We start from the raw sequence: 20,698 nt of genomic DNA, 5'->3' as shown, positions 1-20,698 counted from the left end.
AAACAATTAATATGCCAAAATAATTCTTTATTTTATTTTTTTATTTAAAACGATATAAAATAAAAAACCCTACTTTAAAAAATTAAAGTAGGGTTAAAACTAACTACTATGAAAATTCATTGCCTTATGAATACTTGTTTATAAACAATTAATATGCCAAACTTAATAATTATATATTTTACAAATTAAAATATAAAAAATAAAAAAAACCTACCTCTAAAAAAGGTAGGGCTAAAACTAACTACTATGAAAATTCATTGCCTTATGAATACTTATTATTAACCAATTTGCATACCAAGATTTAAATATTTAAAAACTTTTTTTTTCATCCCAGAATTTATCTAAATATTTATATCTATTATATACATACCTAGCATATATTTTGGATATAATAAATCCTTCTTTTCCATCTAAAATCCCATATTGAATGATGTAATGATGAAAAAAACGATATAATGGTTTTATATAACGATGAAAAAAATTTGCTTTTTTACCTTTTTCAAATAATTCTTTTGCTTTGAGTTGGGAATAATGATCTAATTTATCTTCATAACTCTTAACGGATGCCAATGAATAATGATCAATTTTATTTTTTAAAAATCCAGGTTCAGAATTGTAAATCATTTCTTCATGCACTAATTTTGATACTTTGTACTTGCATTTATTTTTTTTGAATAAACGTATTACTTTATCATTTTTCCATCCACTATTTTTAATATGCTTATTCTTAAAATAAAAATTTCTATATACCCAATATGCATCTTTAGCATGTGGATCGTTAATAGTCATTAATATTTCCATCTTTAAATCCATAGGAATTCGCTCATCTAAATCAAAAAATATCACCCATTCATTTGAAACTTGATCTATTGCATAATTTTTTTGATTAGTAAAATTGTCAAATTTTCTTTGTAAAAATTTTACTTTATTGCTTTTTTCAACCAACTCTTTAGTAGAATCAGTGCTATAAGAATCAACAACAATTATTTCATCTGCAAAATCAATATCTTTCAAAAATTTATTGACATTATTTTCTTCATTATAAGTTATACAAACTGCCGAAATTTTATTTGATGAATTTAATATTAATTCTAAATTACTTTTTTGTTCAATTTTTAACGTCTCAGTTATAAATTCATGTATTTTAGGGATTACCTTATTTGTATACATTAATTTATAAAAAGGTTCTGGATTATTTAGTATTTCTTTTATAGAATATAACTTGTAAATCTCTGGAAAAAGATCTGTAAGATGAAAACTTTGATGAATTGCTAAATTTTCATAACATCCCCAATCTTTCCTAAACTTATGTGGTGAAAAAATAGAATATGTTGGTATGTTTAATGCTTTAGCTATATTAACTGAGCCTCCTTCATTTGCTATTAGGGCATCACAATTAGATAAAATTGCAGCAAATTCCCGAATATTATTTCCTAAAATTGAAGTAAATATTTTTTCTTTTTCTACTATTTTATCTAGCAAATTTTCAACCTCTTTGAATTGTTCAGGTATATAATTAAATAAAAGATTTACATCATAGGAACTTAATATTGAGTTTATTAGTTCAGCCATATAATTTAATGGCCATGATTTTTTTAAAGAACTCCCCAATACACCAATTATTAAAACAGGTTTTTTAAAATCTACTCCATTTTCATACATAATTTTTTTAGAAATATCTTTTTCTTCCTGAGTTAAAAAAATTTCTGTTTGAAAATCTAAATTTCTAAATGGCCTCTTTAAAATTGAACTTAGTAATAAACATCTATTTTCAATGGATGTACATTGAATAACTTTGGGTAGACTTTCTTCTCTATGAGTTTTTGTATAAAGATATTTAAAAAATGGCTTGTCATAACTAATTTTTATTTTCGCAGTGGAAAATAAAGTCATTATCCTACTCTGTAATTTTGCATAAGGATCAATTAATATATCATATTTTTGATTTCTTATTAATTTTGAATAGGCTAATAGAACAGAAATTTTTTTTAGTTCCTCATTGTTAAAAGTTATAACTTTATCTATATAAGGATTATTTTCCAAAATACCTTTTGCTTTATCGTAGCAAAAAAAATGTATCTCAGCTTCTTTATTCTCTAACTTAATATTTTTAGCCAATACACTAGAGACTAATACATCACCAATAAATTTGTTTTGAATTATTAGGATTTTATTTTTCACCAGATGAAATTTATATAAATATACTTATTAATTATTTAGATGATCCAAAACCATAATTTAAAACATATGCCATGTAATAATTATTAATTTTTTTATAATTCGCAAAATATTTTGAACTTGATATATTATCTGTAATCCAACAAATAATATTTTTATCCATATTTAATTTAAAGGGTTCAACCCTATAGTGATTTAAAAAAGACCATAAATTCCCTTGATGAATTTTATATAATGCTTCTTTTAAGCCCCAAATAATATGTAAATAATCTTTTTGATTGTCTTTAGGAATAAAGCTGAATTCATCTTCTCTTACAAACTTTTCCTTTATGTTTTCAATTTTCTTATTTCTCTCCAATTCAATATCTACTCCAATTTGAAATGAAGAAGCTCCAACACATACCATTCCATGAGAATGAGAAATAGAAATATTATACGTTCCCTCAACGTAAGGCTTACCTTTATCAGTATACTTCACGTTATTGTCTAAACCTAGGGCCATCAAACAAGCTCTTAAACCCAAATATTCTCTTTTTCTTTTAGGTGTTAATAAATTATAGGTACTTAATCTATCTTTAGACAATTTTAGAATTCTTAGTAAATCTTCATTTGTTTCACTAACTTTCCATGTAACAATTCTTGTAAAATAATCCGGAATTATAAAGTCAACAACAGGCATTTATTAATGATAATATTTTAGTAAATATATGAATTTAATGATATACATTAATATTCATCAGTTTATATATTTTGATAATAATGTTTTAAAAAAAATCTGCAAAATAATTTTAATAATAAAAGAATATATATTACATTTGCAATCTTAAAAATTAGTATCGGCCGCGTAGCTCAATTGGATAGAGCGTCAGATTACGGCTCTGAAGGTTGGGAGTTCGACTCTTCCCGCGGTCACTAATATTTAATATTAATTCTACTTAATAGTTTAGTTTTTTTTACAAAAATTATATTAATAACTTAATAGTAGTTATCACTCGAACTATATTAGTATCTAGCCTAAAGTTCTAAATTCTATTCTACACAAATTGTATGTATTTTTCCAGCTTAGGAAATGTTAAAATTTTTTGAATGTTCATTGCGTTTAAATTGATTAAATAAATTTATAAATCTAATTTTATTAAATATCTATACTTTCTCTAATTCATATATAGAAATTTTAGTAGTAAATAACCCATAATTTAAAAATGCCATCTCTCCTTCTATTTTATCAATTGTTGCAGCACTTGTACTGCCTTTAATTTTTACTTTACGGTTTTCTTTCATCCACTGTTTCACACGATCTACTGTTGTTTTAATTTCTTGTATTTTCGCTGTTTGAAGTTGTTCTTTTATATCTTCTTTTTTTAATTCTAACTTAACTTTATTTCTGTGCCTTTTTGTTATAATTTTATCAACCTCCGTAATTTGAGAATTTTTAAATTTTTCTTGCTCTAAAAGTTTAGAAAAATCTTTAAATATATCTCTTTTACTTTTCCCATTTGCATAGGCATCAATAAATTTTTGAATTTTTTCTCCTAAAAAATTCAATCTAGATTCATCCTCATATAATTTCTGAAAATTTATCAATTTTTGTTTATAAAAATTTATAGTGTCTGATAATTGTTTGTTTTTCTCACTTGAATGATCTATTTGTTTATTTAAACTTCCCTTCAATCTTTCAATATTATATTTCTCTTGTTGTAATCTAACAATCGTCTTGTCAAGGTCAATTTTATTAGTTTCTATTTTTTTCCTCGCCAATTGAATGATTTCTGAAGGTATATTATTTTTCTCTGCAACTTCAAAAGTAAACGAGCTACCAACTTGACCTATTTCTAATTTATATATAGGTTTTAATGTTTTTTCATTAAATAACATAGAAGCATTCTGGGTATGTTTCAACTCTTCTACTCTTAATTTAATATTTGTATAATGGGTAGTTATAATTCCATAGGATTTTTTTTCATAAAAATATTCCAAAAAAGCTTCAGCTAGGGCACCACCTAATTCCGGATCAGATCCTGTACCGAATTCATCAATTAATAACAATGTTGAATTATCAACCTGTTTTATTATTGTATGCATTTTTTTTAAACGAGAACTATATGTACTTAATTGATTTTCAATCGATTGATTATCCCCTATATCTGTTAATATTTTATTGAAAAAACCTACTTTAGAATTAGGGTGAACTGGTACTAATATTCCACTTTGAATCATTAACTGAATTAACCCCACTGTTTTTAAAGTTATACTCTTGCCTCCTGCATTAGGACCTGAAATACAGATTATTCTAGTATCCTTGTTTATGCTTAAGGTTTGTGGGATGGTTTGTTTTTTTTCTTTTACATTATTTAATAATAATATAGGGTGATAAGCCTCTATAATCTGTATTTCTTGATCATTAGATATATGAGGTAATATCCCATGAATTGACTCTGCATACCGAGCCTTGGCTTGAACAACATCCAACTCATATATATACTTTTGATAGTTAAAAAGTAATGGATAAAACTCATAAATTTCCCGCGTTAAATCAGCTAAAATTTTTAGAATCTCATTTTTTTCTTGGTTGGATAATTCAATTAATTTTATATTCAAATTAGTCACTGATTCTGGTAAGATAAAGCAAATAGAACCAGTTTTGGAAAAACCTAAAACTCTTCCTTTTACTGATTTTTTTAAATTTGATTTTACAGCTAGAACTCTTTGATCATCAATTACACTTTCTTTAATTTCATCCAAATACCCACTTTGAGCATAATATGATAACGATTTATCAAAATTTTGTTGAATATTTCTTCTTGTGATCTGAAGTTGCTCTCTTATGATTTTTAACGAAGAAGATGCTTCATTTTTTATCTCTCCAAAACGATTAAATACATTATTAATTAATGAAATTATATTCTTGTTGTATTCTATATGAGATATCTGCTTGTGAAGAGTAGGAAAATATTCTTTAAATTTTTCAAAATGTACAATTAATGAATTAATGAGTTTGGAAAGATCTCTAATTTTTAAAAATGATTTTGCTTCAAGAGTGAAATTATCAATTTGAAGCATTTTTAATTCTGTATCAATACATTCAAATCCATTAAATGGAATGAAGTTCTCATTCATAAAACTGCTTAAATATTCATTAACACAATTTAGTGCATCTTTTATTTTCTCCTTTTTAAGTGGATGTAAGTTTATAACTTTTTCTTTTCCATAATCGGAATAGCAATAAACTGCAATTTCTTCAAGGATTTTATAATATTCAAGTTCTTTTAAGGTATCTCTAGCAATCTGCATATTTCAATCAATTATTAATTATCATTAACGCTTACTTTGCAAAAGTAAAGTTTTTGAATTTATCAAAATCATTTAGTTAAAAACATTCATACTAGTATTTATATCTATAGTTTATTAATAGAAAATTTTTTATAAAAATATTTATATAAAAATAAAAAACAACTTATATTTATATTATATTTATACTAATATTAACATTAAATAGTTTTTTATTAACAATAAAAGATTAATTTTATATTGTTTTTACTTAATTAGCTTAAACTCTTTTTCTCAAGTAGGAATTAATATAGATCAACCTACTGCAACACTTGATGTAAATGGCAATTTAAAAATTAGGGGTGTTATAGACCAAAATAGTCCTATTGCAAAAAATTCAAACAAATAATTTTCCATCTCAAATAAAGTTTTAGTTGTCAATGATGATGGTATAATACACTATGACACTAACATTATAAAAAATTCATACGTTAAAGGCGGCAATAGTTCAAACTCAACCTCAATAATTTCTCTTGATGGAATTTCTGGTTGGAATAAAATTGCTTTTGAAAATATTTCATTTGACTATAACAATGAATACGACTTAAATAGATACGAATTTATAGCTAAAAATAGTGGAATATATGTCGTATATATACAATACACCACCTCCAGTTTATTCTCTGCTTCTAACGTTGGTGTTGGTATATTAAAAAGAAAAGCCAGTGAAAATATTTATACTTTAGAAGCTGAGGAATCTTTTAATAATGTTTCAGTTTTAGGGATTAGTGTTTCTCCACCTACAAGAAAAATTTTTTCAATTGTTGATTTAAATGAGGGAGATGCTATAACCTTTGGCGCTTCAGGGCTATCCTTATCTATTCAACTACTCGGAGGGGCAGATACTTATTTTACCATATTTCAAATTAAATAAGTATAAATTTTATTTTAAATTTTTTAAGTATTATAATACATTACAATTTAAAGTATTTATATAAATACTATTTTATTAAACAGATAAATATATCTTAAAAAAAACCCCGTGTTAAAAACACGGGGCCAAAACTAACTACTATGAAAAATTTACTGTCTCGTAAATTAGTTTTATATTAACAAACACCGTGCCGTTTTATGATTTTAACGCTTTATTTTCTAAAAATTTTATATACTATCTATTTATAAGTAATTATTAAAACTATTGAAATTCTAATTTACTAAATTAACATGAAAAATAGAGATTAAATTACTTATATAAATGTTTCCACAAATTTAATAATCTATAATTTTTTACTTAACTTCACGTTATCAATAATAATTTCTTAATATGAAAAAGCTAGTCTACATTTTTTTATTATGCAATTTTTCGTTTTTAATAGCGCAAAGCATTTCTTTAGATAAAGATGTTATAGATTATGGAGATGTAAGGTTAAATTCTGATGGTCATAAGTCATTTACAATAACTAATAAAGGAAATAAACCTTTAATTATTTCTAACGTTAAATCTTCTTGTGATTGTTCTATTGTATCATGGACAAAAACCCCCATTCTTCCTGGCAAAACAGGTCAGGTTAACATCTCATATAATACTAAAATTAAGGGGAAATTTTTAAAATCTATTGAAATATATAGCAACGGTTTAGATAGTCCTAGAAAAGTTGTAAAGATAAAGGGAAACGTTTTATAAATATTAAATTCAAAAAAATATAGTTATGAAAAAAATAATTTTGAGCACTTTTTTTATATTTGGCGCAATAGCACTAAGTAACGCTCAACAATTAAAAATTGTTAATTACAACAATAATATTGTAGAATACGGGAATGTTGAAAAAGGTTCTGAAGGAAAAAGAATTCTTAAAATTGAAAATACTGGAGATAAACCACTTATTATTTCAAATATAAAGACTTCTTGTGGTTGTACTGTTCCTAGTTGGACTACAACTCCTATTGCCCCTGGTAAAAAAGGTGAAATAGTAGTTACTTACAACACTAGCATTGTAGGTAATTTTAATAAAACTATGGTTATATCTTCCAATGATGTTGAAAACCCAGTCTTAAATGTTACAGTACAGGGTAAAGTCAATTAATTTAACCTATACTTTTATAAGATAATAAAAAAAGCACTATTCAATAATAGTGTTTTTTTTAATTTGAAATATTAAACGAAAAATAATTTGTTTTTGTAGCTTTGTAAAGCTCTATAAAATATAGATTTTAAACAAATTGCATGAGAAAAATTCTGAATGTTTTTTTATTTATACTTTTTCTGTTAATTATTGCAGGATGTATTCTTCCTTACTTTTTACCTAAAAATATTGAGATTTCAGCTTCAAAGAAATTAATTAACCCTATAAGTGAAGTTTTTTTGGAATTTAATGATCTTGAAAATTTCGGTAGCTGGGGACTACTCACTGAACAGGATTCAATAAACACAAGAATTAATTATTTTTCACCTTATAAAGGTAAGGGTGCTAGCCTGACTTGGAAAAATAAAAAAAATTATGAAATTGGAAATGGAGAATTTAAAATCTTAGAGAGCATAATAAATAAGAAAATAAAAGCACAGATTATTTTTGTTAATTATGGCATATTATGCTCTGAAGATATTTATTTTAAATCTTTAAAAGAAGGAACTTATATAAAAGTATCATTAAAAACGCAAGATTTTTCATATTTTAAACGAATTTTTGCTTATTTAAATGCTGAAAATTTACAAGAAATTTTAGATGAATCCTTAAATAGATTAGAACTAAAATTAAATAAGAAAAATATTCCACAACAACTAAAACTCGGAGAATCTGATTTTATTGACAAAAAGAATGTACAATTATTAGCTGTAAAAAATGAAACTACTACTGATTCTGAAGAAATTTCTAAAAATTTACATAAATCTTTTCATACAGTAAATCAGTATATGGTTGATAGCTTAAATTACAGCCTTTTAGATATAAAAAATCCTATAGTTTATTATACCAATTTTGATACTATAAATAAATCTGCCACCTATTATGCAGGATATCCTGTAAATAATTTGGATATAATTCCAAATGATAATATTAAATTTATTTCGATCCCAAGTGGCAAAGCAATATTTACACCTATTAAAACTACTAATCTCAATTTATTAAATTCAAAATATACTTTAGATAGCTACGCCAAAGAAAATGGCATTAAACTAAAAAATCAATTTTGGCAGGAATTTAATGATTTCCCAATTTCCAATGATGATGAAATTAGAGGCAATGCATTTTATTTAATAATAGAATAAGTATTAACATTTATAAAAACAATTTCATGAAGAGAGCTCTAATTAGCGTATCAGATAAAACTAATCTAATTGAATTTTCATTATTTTTAGTTTCAAATAATTACGAAATTATTTCAACCGGTGGCACCTTTAACTATTTAAAAAACAACAATATTCAAGTAACTGATATTAATAAGGTAACGAATTTTCCTGAAATGCTAGATGGTAGAGTTAAAACTTTACATCCTAATATCCATGGAGGATTACTTGCTCTACGTGATAACGATGAGCATCTTAAAACTATTCAGGAACATAATATAAAACCGATTGATTTAGTTGTAGTTAATTTATATCCATTTTTTGATAAATTAAATACTGGATTAGCAGAAAATGAGATGATAGAATTTATTGACATTGGAGGTCCTTCTATGTTACGTTCAGCAGCAAAAAACTTTAAATTTGTTACAGTTATATCTGAAATTAATGACTATAAACTTGTTGAAGAAGAAATATCTTCCAATGGTGAAACATCCTTAAAAACTAGAAAATTATTGGCAGGAAAAGTATTCAATCTAACATCTGCTTATGATGCCGCAATATCAAACTATATTCTTGAAGATAGTTATCCAGAGTATTTAAATTTATCTTATAAGAAAATTCATGATTTAAGATATGGTGAAAACCCTCATCAAAAAGCTGCTCTGTATGTAGACATGACTAAAGAGGGATCTATGAAAAATTTAGAACAAATTCAAGGCAAAGAGCTTTCATTTAATAACTTTAGAGATATGGATATGGCTTATAAAGTTGTTAAAGAATTTTCTGAAATTGCCTGTTGTGCAGTAAAACATTCTACACCATGCGGGGTAGCCCTTGCAGATTCAGTTAAAAATGCATACCAAAAAGCATACGATTGTGATCCTGTCTCCATTTTCGGAGGTATTGTTGCGTTTAATAGGGAGGTTGATGCTGAAACTGCGGAAGTTATACTCCCATTATTTTTAGAAATTGTTATTGCCCCTTCATTTACTGAGGATGCCTTGAAAATTTTTTCTAATAAAAAGAATTTAAGAATTATAAAGGTTAATCATCCATTAGTTGATGAAGTAGAATATATTAAAGTTGATGGTGGATTATTAGTTCAAGACACTGACAGGGAGAATGCAACCAATTTTGAAAATGTTACAAATGCTTCTCCAAGTGATGAGCAAATGGAAGACTTAATTTTTGCACAAAAAATTGCTAAACATGCAAAATCTAATGCAATTGTTGTTGCTGCTAATAAACAAGCCGTTGGTATAGGTGCTGGTCAAACAAATAGAATATGGGCTGCAGAGCAAGCTATTCAAAGAGCTATCGAGAAAAATAAAGAAAATCTTGTATTAGCCTCTGATGCTTTTTTTCCATTTAAAGATGTAGTTGATGTTGCTGCAAAAAATGGGATTAAAGCAATTATACAGCCTGGCGGATCAATTCGTGACAAGGAAAGTATTGAAGCATGTAATGAATACAATATTCCTATGATATTCACAGGTCTAAGACATTTTAAACATTAAATTAAAAAAACCTGCTAAAAGCAGGTTTTTTTTAGAAATATTTATTAAAGTTATATATTAAATATTTTACTTATATACTAAAGTAAATTAATAATTTCTTCTAAAGTTATTTCTAGGTCTGTCATCTTTTGGTCTTGCTTCAGCAACGTTAATCACTTTACCGTCAATCTCTCTTTGATTTAATTCTTCAATAGCTGTATTTGCCTCATCATCTGACATTTCAACAAAACCAAATCCTCTTGATCTACCTGTTTCTCTGTCATTTATAATTTTAGCAGATTGTACATCTCCGTATTCAGAAAATAAATCATGTAAATCATCGCTGGTCAACCTATAATTAAGGTTGGAAATAAAAATGTTCATATAAAAATTTTAAAAATTGATAAAAATTGAGACCTTGTTAACTTAAAATTAATAATAAGTTCCAAAAATCTCAATGCGCTAATTTACATATTTTTATTTTATAAAAAGAATAAATTTTTAAAAAATTTAAAATTGAACTAATGCTATTATTTTTAATTTCCTATAATTTATATAAAGAGATTCATGTGAATTACAATTTTTATAATTATTGTATTTATAATTAAGTGAATTTATCTAAAACCAATTATTAATCTTGCAATTAATAAACCAAACAAACAACCTATAAAGTCAGCTAGCATATCTAAATATTCAAACGTCCTTCCAAGATTCATGAATTCTTGCAGAATTTCAATTAGTATTCCATACAATGAGAACAATACTAAAAAAATTATAGGTTTTTTATGAGGATAAGCAAACCTTCCTAATATAAATAATATAAAAAAAACTATAGTGTGTATAACCTTATCATTATAGAATGTAGAAATTATTTTTATAGATATATTATCTATCTGAGAATTCCCTCTTAACAATAACCAAGTTAATAGTAGAAAATATGAATATAATACTATTCTTAAAAAGGTTTGATTTCTATGCAACCAAACTCTTATATTCTTCAGCATTTAATAACCCTTCTGTTGATGATAACTTTGTTAACTCTACTTTAATAATCCAAGCTTTTCCATAGGAGTCAGAATTAATTAATTCTGGAGAATTCTCAATCTCATTATTAATTTCTAAAATTTTACCTTCTATGGGCATAAATAAATCCGAAACGGTCTTTACCGCTTCAACTGTACCGTAAACATCTCCTGGATTTAAAACTTTTCCTACCGTATCTATATCTACATAAACGATATCCCCTAATTGTTTCTGCGCATAGTCTGTAATCCCAATATAAGCGATATTATCATCAATTCTGATCCACTGGTGCTGATCGGTAAACCATAAATCCTTCAAGTTATTCATTTTTTCTTATTTTTAGATGATTTACAAATATAGTTAATTTCCAAATGTAAAGGTCGCACTCAACCCTGCCCTTATAGTTGAAAGTGGGTAAGCAGTAGATATCTTATATTTAGTAATCATTTGTTCATAGAAGAATTTTAAATTAAAGTTTTTAGTAAAGTTATAATCCGTCGAAAATTTAATTGATACTAAATTTTGTCCTCCAGTAATTTGCGAATCTTCATCTAAAATACGTCTTACTACCGTTTTATTATCTCTTAAAGAAATATCTCCTCGTATATTTAAATCTCCAACAATAGATTTAGTGTTTCCTCTATATCTCATATTTAGTTTAAGGTTCTTAACTATATATCCTAAACCAAATACAACTTCATTTCCGTAGTCTTCTTGTAAAGTATAGTTAGTTAGTCCTAATGAGAAAATTCTATCCTTATTGTAAGATAATCTAATCTGTATGTTGTTTCTCATAGTAACGTCAAATCCAATTAAAGGACTAAATCCTTCAGACATGACTACTGTGCCATAATTATAGTAATTATATAAATTTGAGATATTTGTTCCAGCTGACACCGATTGATTAGCATAATAATCTGGATTGGTTTGAACTCCGTTAATCGTATAGTTTGAAATATAAGAATGATTAATTCTAAATTCTTGGAACCAATAGTTTATAAACGGTATATTTTTTAATCCACCATAAGACAATGCCCAGTTAGGAACCGGTATTCCTCCTCTTTTATAACCTAAGCCTTGTTGATTAGGATTTTTACCTGTAAAAGCAGATACAAAGGATGGCATTAATACCGCTGAATTTGAGAGTCCGTAACCGTCAATATAACCATCATTATTTGAATCTATCATTGGTCTACCTTGAGAGGCAGCTACTCTTCCGGAAATAATTTTTGAGTTTTCAATCATCTTATTATATACGTAGTCTGATGATTTAAATGCGGTTGATATTGAAATTATGGTGGAGCTAAACATAGCTGATTGCGATTCGTAAGTATTTAATCTTTGCCCCGTAATTGGATCTACTAAATTATAACCTGATTGGGATAGAGTCTTTTGATGATTTCTCATGATATTTAAATCAATCTGTAAACGATTGATGGGCTCCAATTGCAGATTAGCGGTAATCTGAGAATTTTCAGTCCTAACATATGGGTTTGTCATATATTCATTGAGAGAAACCCATCCCTCTGTTACTGCTTTATTTCTTAAATCAAATTGAGAACCGAATAAAAACCCAAAAGTAGGTCCATTCGTAGATCCGGCATAGCTACCTACTCCAAAGAAATTAGGCGAAGATAATAATCCAGGTAAAATTGTTCCCCTATTTTCATTCACTTGAACTTGGCCTCTTTTAAATCCACCAGCTATCATCCACAAATAATCGGTAGGTTTATATTTATTTTTTAATTTATAAGACCTAAAAGGCTTTGGCTTCTTTAGTGAAAAGTTAGTTGTATAAACGTTATTTAGGGAGTCTATTTCTGATTGTCTTTTTCTTTTTCTTTCCTCAAAAGATTTATATGCCGGGAAATAATTATAAAATTTGTTAAAATCTACACTTCCCATAATATTTATGGTTTGTGCATTTTGTGCAGTATTTCCTAAACTTCTTTTTCTTGGATCTGCATTATTTAGGTCATATTCAAGATAAGCGGTAGAACCAGTCTGCCAATCGTACTGACCTGTATACCCCACTTCTAAAGATGTAAAATCCATATAAGGAAGTAAATGAATGGGAACTTTATAGTTTACTTGTAACTTTTGATTGTAATTGATGGGTCTGCCTGAATTTAATATATTGTTCCAAATCATGTTCTGATCGGGCATTCCTCCTCCCATTTCATCTAAAATTGTTCGCGTGGCTGATGAATAATCAATTTTTAAGGATTTAGTTAAATTGAAACCTATATTGTATTGCCAGCCAAAAAGAAAGTTATTAGCAAAACTTGGCTGATAATTGTTGGAACTTCCATTTAAATAGGCGTTTATATCTCGATATTGGAATTCATTATAGGTTCTGGCTATATCTGTTCTGAAGGAAACTCTAACAGGAATAGGGTTGAAATTGGTCTCTTTTAGTAATTTTAAATATTTTGCAAACCTGCTTGTGTCTTGTACTATTGCTAATTTTTTAAATGGTTGGTAATATTTTCCTTTAGGTGTGAAATTATAGTTTAATGAGGCTTGTAAATCTTTATTTATGTAATAAGAAGTATAAATGTCTCTTCTATAATCTACAGAATAGGAAAATGAAAGTGCGAAATTTTCAATATCATAGAACTTTGATTTGGATCTGTTTACTTTTTCTTTTCTTAAATTAGTTACAGATACATTTCTTTGAGTTGAGTAAGTACCTACAATTTTTTTTAGTTCATTTTTGCGAGGATCATTTTTTAATTCTACATCGTTATCCAAAGGATTGTATTTAGGTTCAATATAGGTTTCTGCTATACTAACACTTACCGGTATTTTTAACCCCCATTTTTCTGGTAACATTTTATCTACATTCACAGAAGCATTCACCATGTATTGCTTAGTTTCGTCTTGGCTTCTTTCACTGGGTTTACTATCTAGTGCTCCAAATCCTACAGATTGGTAAGTTCCAGTAGCAGAAACTTGTGCAAAATCTGCCAGATTGAACATTAAACTAGCATTGGCTGCATACCCTCCTTCATTGTCAATATCTGTCAACCGTAGCTCATTCAACCATAAAATAACATTCTTACTACCTCCAGAGGTGCTTCTTACCCCCATCATAATAGAGGATATTTGACCTACAGAAGGTCTACCTTTCACATAAATAATTTTATTATCTTCTCCTGTAATGGTACTTCTGTATCTTATATTACTATTGTAAGGATATAATTTATCTTTCTCACTTTTTGCCGCTACTAAATCACTTAAAGCTAGCTCTATGGTATTCTCTATTGGCCAAATTTCCAACGGATTGGCACTTGATGAGGCTGGCGTATATTTAAGAGAAATTTCATATTCATAGTAGTTGTCAGACAAATCACTTCCAAGTCTTATAAAGAACTTGGTGTCTTTGTCATAGATGTTACTTGAAGTATTTAACATATCTTCGGCATGAACATACATTTTTAACATTTTATAACGTCTCATGTCTAATGAAACATTCTTATAAATTCCTCTTGGTTCAGATTCTTGTAAATTTTTAACTTGTAATTTTAAAGATGCTTCATTTTGCATTTGAGTTCCTGTTATACTACCAAGTACTTCTCTATTCACACCAGGAGGCATCACATAAGGTGGTCTGGCTGTTGAATTTTCTTCAAGATTTACGGAACTTATAATTACATTATCAATTGGTGCTGCGGAAATAGTTCCTTCTTGATTTGCCTCTCCCGAAGCTCCACTAAGATCTGAGATATCTCTGTCGTATAACCTCCAATCACTTCTAACCAAATCCAAAGTTGCAAAACGTAGGGTTGCAGTATTTGTAAACCCTTTCATCATCATTCTTATGTAACGTACATTGTTTAAAATTTCTTCCCTACCGGTAGAACCAAAATCTGAAACTGGAATTCGAACTAAATACCATGTATTAACTCCTTTTTTTCCGTTAGGTAAAGTTGATTCCCAAACTTTTTTATCTGCAATGTATTTATTGTTTGGATCCCTTAAATCAGAATTGGTCAAACTTAGTTTATATTGGTTATAGTCTTCTGTTTCATCTAAATTAAAATCCCTATTCAAGTCTTCAGAATCTGGAATAGCCGTTGCTGCGTCTACTGAATTTGAGGGTGAATTATTTTCTAAATTTCTATAATATCTATAACGTTCAATAATCGATTTACCATCAGCGGCTGAATCCCAATTACTATCCAAATAAAATACAAAATCATCTGCGGCTGGGTCTAATAAATTTGTTATTGGATTGATATAATTGGCATAATCTCCGATATCAACTCCAATACTTTCATAAAATGCAGCTTCTTCACTACTCATCAAACCATCATACCCTACATCCTGTCTCCTTCTGGCTTCTCCTTCTGTGTCAAAAGTATAAAGTAGGGGATAATTTTTGGGCTGTCTTCCAAGTTTAGAATAAGTTAACTGACTTTCATCCTCTACAATACCATTTTCGTAAAACATGTATCCATCTTTCAATACATCCTCAGATACATTTCCTAAATGTATCAATAATTCTGGATGGTCACCCAATGGATTTGATTCTGGAAACTTGCTATCTGCATAAGGGTCCATCATCCAAAATTCAAGGTATTCTATATTCGACTCTATAAAGTTGGTTACGGTTATAGGTCTCATTAATCCCCCCCATCTAGTTTCATAATTGGTAAAAGCTCCCAATTCGGAAGGATTATAATTATAAGGTCCTCTTTGTTGTGGATAAAAGGAAATATCAAATGTATTTAAGTAGGTTTCATTTCCTGCAATATAATCTCTATTTGTAAATATCTCCCTGTAACTTACTCTTCTTTGTAGGTGTAGTGAGAGTGCATCGGTATTAATACCTTTGGGTTGTCCTCCTCCTACTCCATAAAATCTAGGATCAATATTATACCAACTTGTTAAAGCTCTTCCATCTCCATTTCTAATATCATTCATCAAGGCAGGGCTAAATTCTCCATACAATTCTGGCTTACTAGCTATACCCCAGTAAGCGGGATCTTTTAAACTTATCTTTGACGAGGTAGTTTCAAAATCATCTATGTAAGATTGATCTCCTATGGTTGAATTTTCTCCCGGTAGTAATGCTGCCCCTTCCACTTTTAAACTTAAATTTGATTTGGCTTCTGTTTTAACACCCGGAAATAAATTTGCCAATTTGGTTAGAAAAGGCATTTCCTTATTAAACATTAAATTTAAACCAACCATGGAATTGTTCACTGGCTCTGAACCATATTGCACTTTAGATGTTAATGGTCTCTCCTTATAATTTAGGTAGGTTGCACCTACCAATAATTCTTCACTGAATTTATGCTCTACATTCAACCCCATAAACCTTTTTTTCTGAAGATTAAAGGCATATTGATTTTCAAGGCTTATATTAATCGGGACTCCAGAATTTTTATAAGTTTCATTAATAATAGTTACAGTACCCATCTGATAATCCACCACATAATCTGCTCCTTCAGCCAATGTTTGACCGTTAGCGGTTACGGTCACAGAGCCTCTTGGAACATTAAAGGCACCTAAGGAAATTCCGCTTCCAATAGTTCCTTTAAACTGTCCTTCAATGGTATATCGGTTTGCTAATGGATTTGCTGTTACAACTGCACTGTTTTTTAAATTTGAATATAATTCTTTAAAAACGTATTGAGAAGCGACAGATTTACTTTGCAAATAATTCCCAAAGGGTTCAATCTTTGTAAAAATTAGCTTGCCTTTTTCTGAATTAATGGTTATTCCTTCAACATAATCAAAAATTCCATCCCCTATACCATTGGGTGTTAAATCGTTATTTTGATTTAATCGATCCCAATTTAATAAATGTATAAGGGTTTGGTTTTGAACCTTAGGATCTGGTATATAATTAATTTTTCCTTGTGATGGATCTTTAAAATGGACATTTAGTCTAAAATCTTCCGGAGTAATTTGATTTGCCTCCAAAGAATAAATATTTTTCATCATCAAATCCCACATGGGAGACTGGGTAGAAACTACTTGATTCGGTTTTAATAATTTAACCACTAATACGCCGGACTGTTCTGTTGAAAATTCTCCAACCTTATAAATTTTACCCGGTGTCCTAGAGTCTGTATATTGAAATGCTACTGCTAAAAGTTGATCGTTATTCAGTTTTTGATTTAATGATATATATCCTAACTGTTTATCGTAGGTAAATTCTGATTCTGCTAATTTTTTTACTCTACGGTTAGTTACAAAATTTTCTCCGCTAGCATAATTGACTAAATTTCCTTGATAGTCTGGAAGAGCTACTCCATTTACAGCATTGTAAACGGTGGATACATCTCTAATAGAATTGCCAAGTGCTGTTATGGAAGTATAAACGCCTTGATTGGAGTTATCTGGCATTTCCATTAGAGAATTCGATTCTCCCAAATCCCTAAGTGCTAATATAGGATGTTGTTCTTGAAGATTAGAATTTCCTAAATCTATTCTCCAAACTTCCATTCTGGTAATATCTATAGTAGAACCTATTACTGGATAATTCTCTAAAGATTTATCGTATTGGTTTCTAAAGTAATGGGTTAAAAAGTAATGTTGATTTTCTTCATAATCCAAAACTTTAATATTAAATGTATTAATAATACCTCCGCCTTGTACAGTAATATTTCTAGCTTCCGATTGCTGTTCTGAAAAAACCGTGGTCAATGATGTGTTACCAAATTGAAATTCACCTTTAACCCCGAAAAGGGATTGAGCACCTGTAATTAAACTTGTGCTTAAGGGCATACTTACATTTCCAAATTCAATATTTCTAACAATATTATCCTCTCCTCCATTGATTCCTCCTGGTTTCCAAGCCAAATTTATTCTATTTTCAAAATCAAACCCTGCTTGTGTATCGTAATTAACTCCTAGGTGAACATTATTCCCTACACTTCCCTGTAAACTTAATTGTATTCTTTGTTTAATGTCAATCGTGAAATTCTGTCTATTTTGAGGTAATAATTGTGGGTTCTCAATTTTTTGGTATAAAATCCCCAAATCAAAAGACGCATATCCAGAAGGTCTTAATTCAATTTTATTACCGCCAAAAATTTTTTCAAATAATTTAGATCTTACTGTTAATTGTGGAATAAAAGATTTATTTTCAGATTTTCTATTTTCTTTTTGTGCTCTACCAATTTCATCTTGTTGTCGGGTACGATCTTTATAATAATCGTCTAATTTTTTTTGAATGACATATTGAGTATATTCATCTGACGTCATAGTTATAGGCGTACCCACAACTACACCACCTACTTTAGGGTACAGTATATATCCCCCCGTTTTATAATCGTAATAAGCTTCATAATTAATAGGATCTTCAAGTTTCAAGCTTTGATCTTGATCGGAGATTGATTTGTCATTATTTTCTTGCGACCAAAGGAAATTTATTCCTAAGGAAAGAAAAATAAAAAAAAATAGGCAATAATGAATTTTCTTCAAAGTATTCTCTGTTTATAAATTTTTCAAAGTTTGTTTAATAAGGTCTTCTAAATCAATATCAGGGTTACTATCTAAAATTTTATCCATTAATTTTTCAGATATTTTTTTGGATATACCTAATACTTCTAGTGCATTTAACGCTTCAATTTTAGTTTTATTGCCTGATACTTTTTCTAAGCTGTCTGAATAATCTAAATGGATGATTTTATCTCTTAAATCTAATATTATTCTTTGAGCTGTTTTAGCACCAATCCCCTTAATCTTTTGTAAAGCTAAGTTATTGCCATTGGAAATAGCAGAAGCTATTTCTGAGGAGGACATGGATGATAGCATCATAATAGCTGAGGCTGGTCCTAATCCATTTACACTTATAAGTAGGTTAAATAATTCTCTTTCTGCTTTAGTTGAAAATCCATACAACAAGTAAGCATCTTCTCTAACTATTTCCTGTATATATAAATGTACTTTGCTTTGATTTTGTAAAGCAGTGTACGTTTGCAGACTTATAGTAGCAAAATATCCCACTCCATTGCAGTCAATGACTACACTAGAGGGGGATAATTCGTATACATTCCCTGATAAATGAGTTATCATAAAATTAATATCTTTATGCGAAAATAAGTATAATTTTTCACTAAAGAATTACAAGGAATTTACAATTATAAAAAATTCTTTGTTTTATACGTGATTTTAAATTAAGAATTTTTAGGAGTGATGTTTAATCTTTCTTCAAGTTCTTTTTCATAAGCCTTCCAATCCGAAATTGCTTTTCTTGATACTCCACTTTCAATAGCTGCTTTTGCTACAGCCATGGAAACTTTAGTAATTAATCGTTTATCAAAAGGTTTTGGTATTATATAATCTTTTCCAAATTTAAGATCTTGAATGTTATACGCTTGTTTTACATCCTCAGGTACAGGTTCTTTAGCTAATTCAGCCAATGCTCTTACAGCTGCTAATTGCATTTCTTGATTTATATCTGTTGCATGAACGTCTAAAGCTCCTCTAAAAATATATGGAAAACCTAATACATTATTCACTTGATTAGGATAATCACTTCTACCGGTGGCCATAATCACATCATTTCTAGTTTCAATGGCTAAATTATAGTCAATCTCTGGATCTGGATTAGCCATTGCAAAAACTATGGGATGGCCATTCATAGAAAGTAGCATTTCTGGAGATACTATATTGCCTTTAGAAAGCCCCATAAATACATCGCTACCTTTCATAGCATCTTCTAAAGTTCTATCAGAGGTTTCTACAGCAAATTCAAGTTTTTCTTCATTTAAATCTGTTCTACCTTTATAGATCACTCCTTTACTATCGCACATTAATATATTTTCTGCACTTGCTCCTAAGGCCTTGTATAGTCTAGTACATGAGATGGCTGCAGCCCCTGCCCCACTAACAACAATTTTAACTTCTGAAATCTTTTTTCCTGATATTTCTAAAGCATTTAATAATGCGGCAGCAGATATTATTGCTGTACCATGCTGATCATCATGCATCACAGGTATTCTTAATTCTGCCTTTAACCTTCTTTCAATCTCAAAAGCCTCCGGAGCTTTAATATCTTCTAAATTTATACCACCAAAGGTAGGTGCAATAGCTTTTACCACTTGTATAAATTTTTCCGGATCTTTTTCGTCAACCTCAATGTCAAAAACATTAATCCCTGCAAAAATTTTGAATAGAAGCCCTTTGCCTTCCATCACGGGCTTAGAAGCATCAGGACCTATATTCCCTAAGCCTAAAACCGCTGTACCGTTTGAAATAACAGCTACTAAATTTCCTTTACCTGTATATTTATACGAATCAATAGGATTTTTATTTATAGCCAAGCATGGTTCTGCTACCCCAGGGGAATAAGCCAATGCTAAATCTTTTTGTGTAGAATGGGGCTTTGTAGGTATAACCTCTATTTTACCTTCCGGTTTAGAACTATGATATAATAAAGCTTCTTCTTTTAATTTACTGTCTTTAGGCATATTTATTTTATTTTAATTAT

At 28.7% G+C, this 20,698-nt stretch carries 12 protein-coding genes, 1 tRNA gene and 1 pseudogene; 5 read left to right on the top strand and 9 right to left on the bottom strand.

From position 1 onward, the window contains the following. Positions 1 to 309 precede the first annotated feature (309 nt). Together ETU08_RS08920 and ETU08_RS08915 are read right to left on the bottom strand one after the other, a co-directional pair. Positions 310 to 2,181: a glycosyltransferase family 9 protein gene (locus ETU08_RS08920; protein ID WP_146262680.1), complete on the bottom strand. Its 1,872-nt coding sequence runs from the start codon at positions 2,179 to 2,181 to the stop codon at positions 310 to 312. Positions 2,182 to 2,212: 31 nt separating this feature from the next. Further along, a complete protein-coding gene (locus ETU08_RS08915) occupies positions 2,213 to 2,857 on the bottom strand; it encodes a 4'-phosphopantetheinyl transferase family protein (RefSeq protein ID WP_146262679.1) in 645 nt (214 codons plus the stop codon). 159 nt (positions 2,858 to 3,016) lie between these two features. Between ETU08_RS08915 and ETU08_RS08910 the strand changes: the two genes are divergently transcribed. Continuing rightward, a tRNA-Arg gene (locus ETU08_RS08910) sits at positions 3,017 to 3,090 on the top strand. A gap of 231 nt (positions 3,091 to 3,321) precedes the next feature. Here ETU08_RS08910 and ETU08_RS08905 read toward each other — a convergent pair. Further along, complete coding sequence (locus ETU08_RS08905; protein ID WP_146262678.1) at positions 3,322 to 5,469, bottom strand: endonuclease MutS2; 2,148 nt, start codon at positions 5,467 to 5,469, stop codon at positions 3,322 to 3,324. A gap of 1,300 nt (positions 5,470 to 6,769) precedes the next feature. Here ETU08_RS08905 and ETU08_RS08900 point away from each other — a divergent pair. From ETU08_RS08900 to purH, 4 genes are all read left to right on the top strand, one after another. Continuing rightward, positions 6,770 to 7,129 carry a DUF1573 domain-containing protein gene (locus ETU08_RS08900; RefSeq protein ID WP_146262677.1) on the top strand — a complete coding sequence of 120 codons (360 nt, stop codon included), beginning with the start codon at positions 6,770 to 6,772 and terminating at the stop codon, positions 7,127 to 7,129. A gap of 25 nt (positions 7,130 to 7,154) precedes the next feature. Further along, positions 7,155 to 7,529 (top strand): DUF1573 domain-containing protein, encoded by a 375-nt coding sequence (locus tag ETU08_RS08895; protein ID WP_146262676.1) that lies wholly within the window; start codon positions 7,155 to 7,157, stop codon positions 7,527 to 7,529. Between the two features lie 140 nt (positions 7,530 to 7,669). Continuing rightward, complete coding sequence (locus ETU08_RS08890) at positions 7,670 to 8,710, top strand: SRPBCC family protein (RefSeq protein ID WP_146262675.1); 1,041 nt, start codon at positions 7,670 to 7,672, stop codon at positions 8,708 to 8,710. 26 nt (positions 8,711 to 8,736) lie between these two features. Next, positions 8,737 to 10,245 carry a bifunctional phosphoribosylaminoimidazolecarboxamide formyltransferase/IMP cyclohydrolase gene (gene purH, locus ETU08_RS08885; protein WP_146262674.1) on the top strand — a complete coding sequence of 503 codons (1,509 nt, stop codon included), beginning with the start codon at positions 8,737 to 8,739 and terminating at the stop codon, positions 10,243 to 10,245. 87 nt (positions 10,246 to 10,332) lie between these two features. Here purH and ETU08_RS08880 read toward each other — a convergent pair whose 3' ends face one another. The 6 genes and pseudogenes from ETU08_RS08880 to ETU08_RS08855 form a co-directional block, all read right to left on the bottom strand. Next, on the bottom strand, positions 10,333 to 10,608 hold the full coding sequence (locus ETU08_RS08880; RefSeq protein ID WP_146262673.1) for an RNA-binding regulator: 276 nt from the start codon (positions 10,606 to 10,608) through the stop codon (positions 10,333 to 10,335). Positions 10,609 to 10,838: 230 nt separating this feature from the next. Further along, entirely contained in the window at positions 10,839 to 11,228 is a 390-nt protein-coding gene (locus ETU08_RS08875; RefSeq protein WP_146262672.1) for a VanZ family protein, read from the bottom strand. Then, positions 11,197 to 11,574, bottom strand: coding sequence for a glycine cleavage system protein GcvH (gene gcvH / locus ETU08_RS08870; RefSeq protein WP_146262671.1), 378 nt, complete (start codon positions 11,572 to 11,574; stop codon positions 11,197 to 11,199). Before gcvH ends, ETU08_RS08875 begins: the two co-directional genes overlap by 32 nt. 33 nt (positions 11,575 to 11,607) lie before the next feature. Beyond that, complete coding sequence (sov, locus tag ETU08_RS08865) at positions 11,608 to 18,687, bottom strand: T9SS outer membrane translocon Sov/SprA (protein ID WP_260391081.1); 7,080 nt, start codon at positions 18,685 to 18,687, stop codon at positions 11,608 to 11,610. Between the two features lie 12 nt (positions 18,688 to 18,699). Next, positions 18,700 to 19,281: a Holliday junction branch migration protein RuvA gene (gene ruvA / locus ETU08_RS08860; protein WP_146262670.1), complete on the bottom strand. Its 582-nt coding sequence runs from the start codon at positions 19,279 to 19,281 to the stop codon at positions 18,700 to 18,702. Between the two features lie 125 nt (positions 19,282 to 19,406). Continuing rightward, positions 19,407 to 20,678: pseudogene (locus tag ETU08_RS08855) on the bottom strand (malic enzyme-like NAD(P)-binding protein); the annotation flags it as partial. Between the last annotated feature and the right edge of the window lie 20 nt (positions 20,679 to 20,698).

Origin of the sequence: Apibacter muscae (genome assembly GCF_007845635.1) — a bacterium.
Classification (GTDB): Bacteria; Bacteroidota; Bacteroidia; order Flavobacteriales; family Weeksellaceae; genus Apibacter; species Apibacter muscae.
The sequence above is the reverse complement of the archived record's forward strand: the minus strand, read 5'-3'. Positions and strand labels throughout refer to the sequence as shown.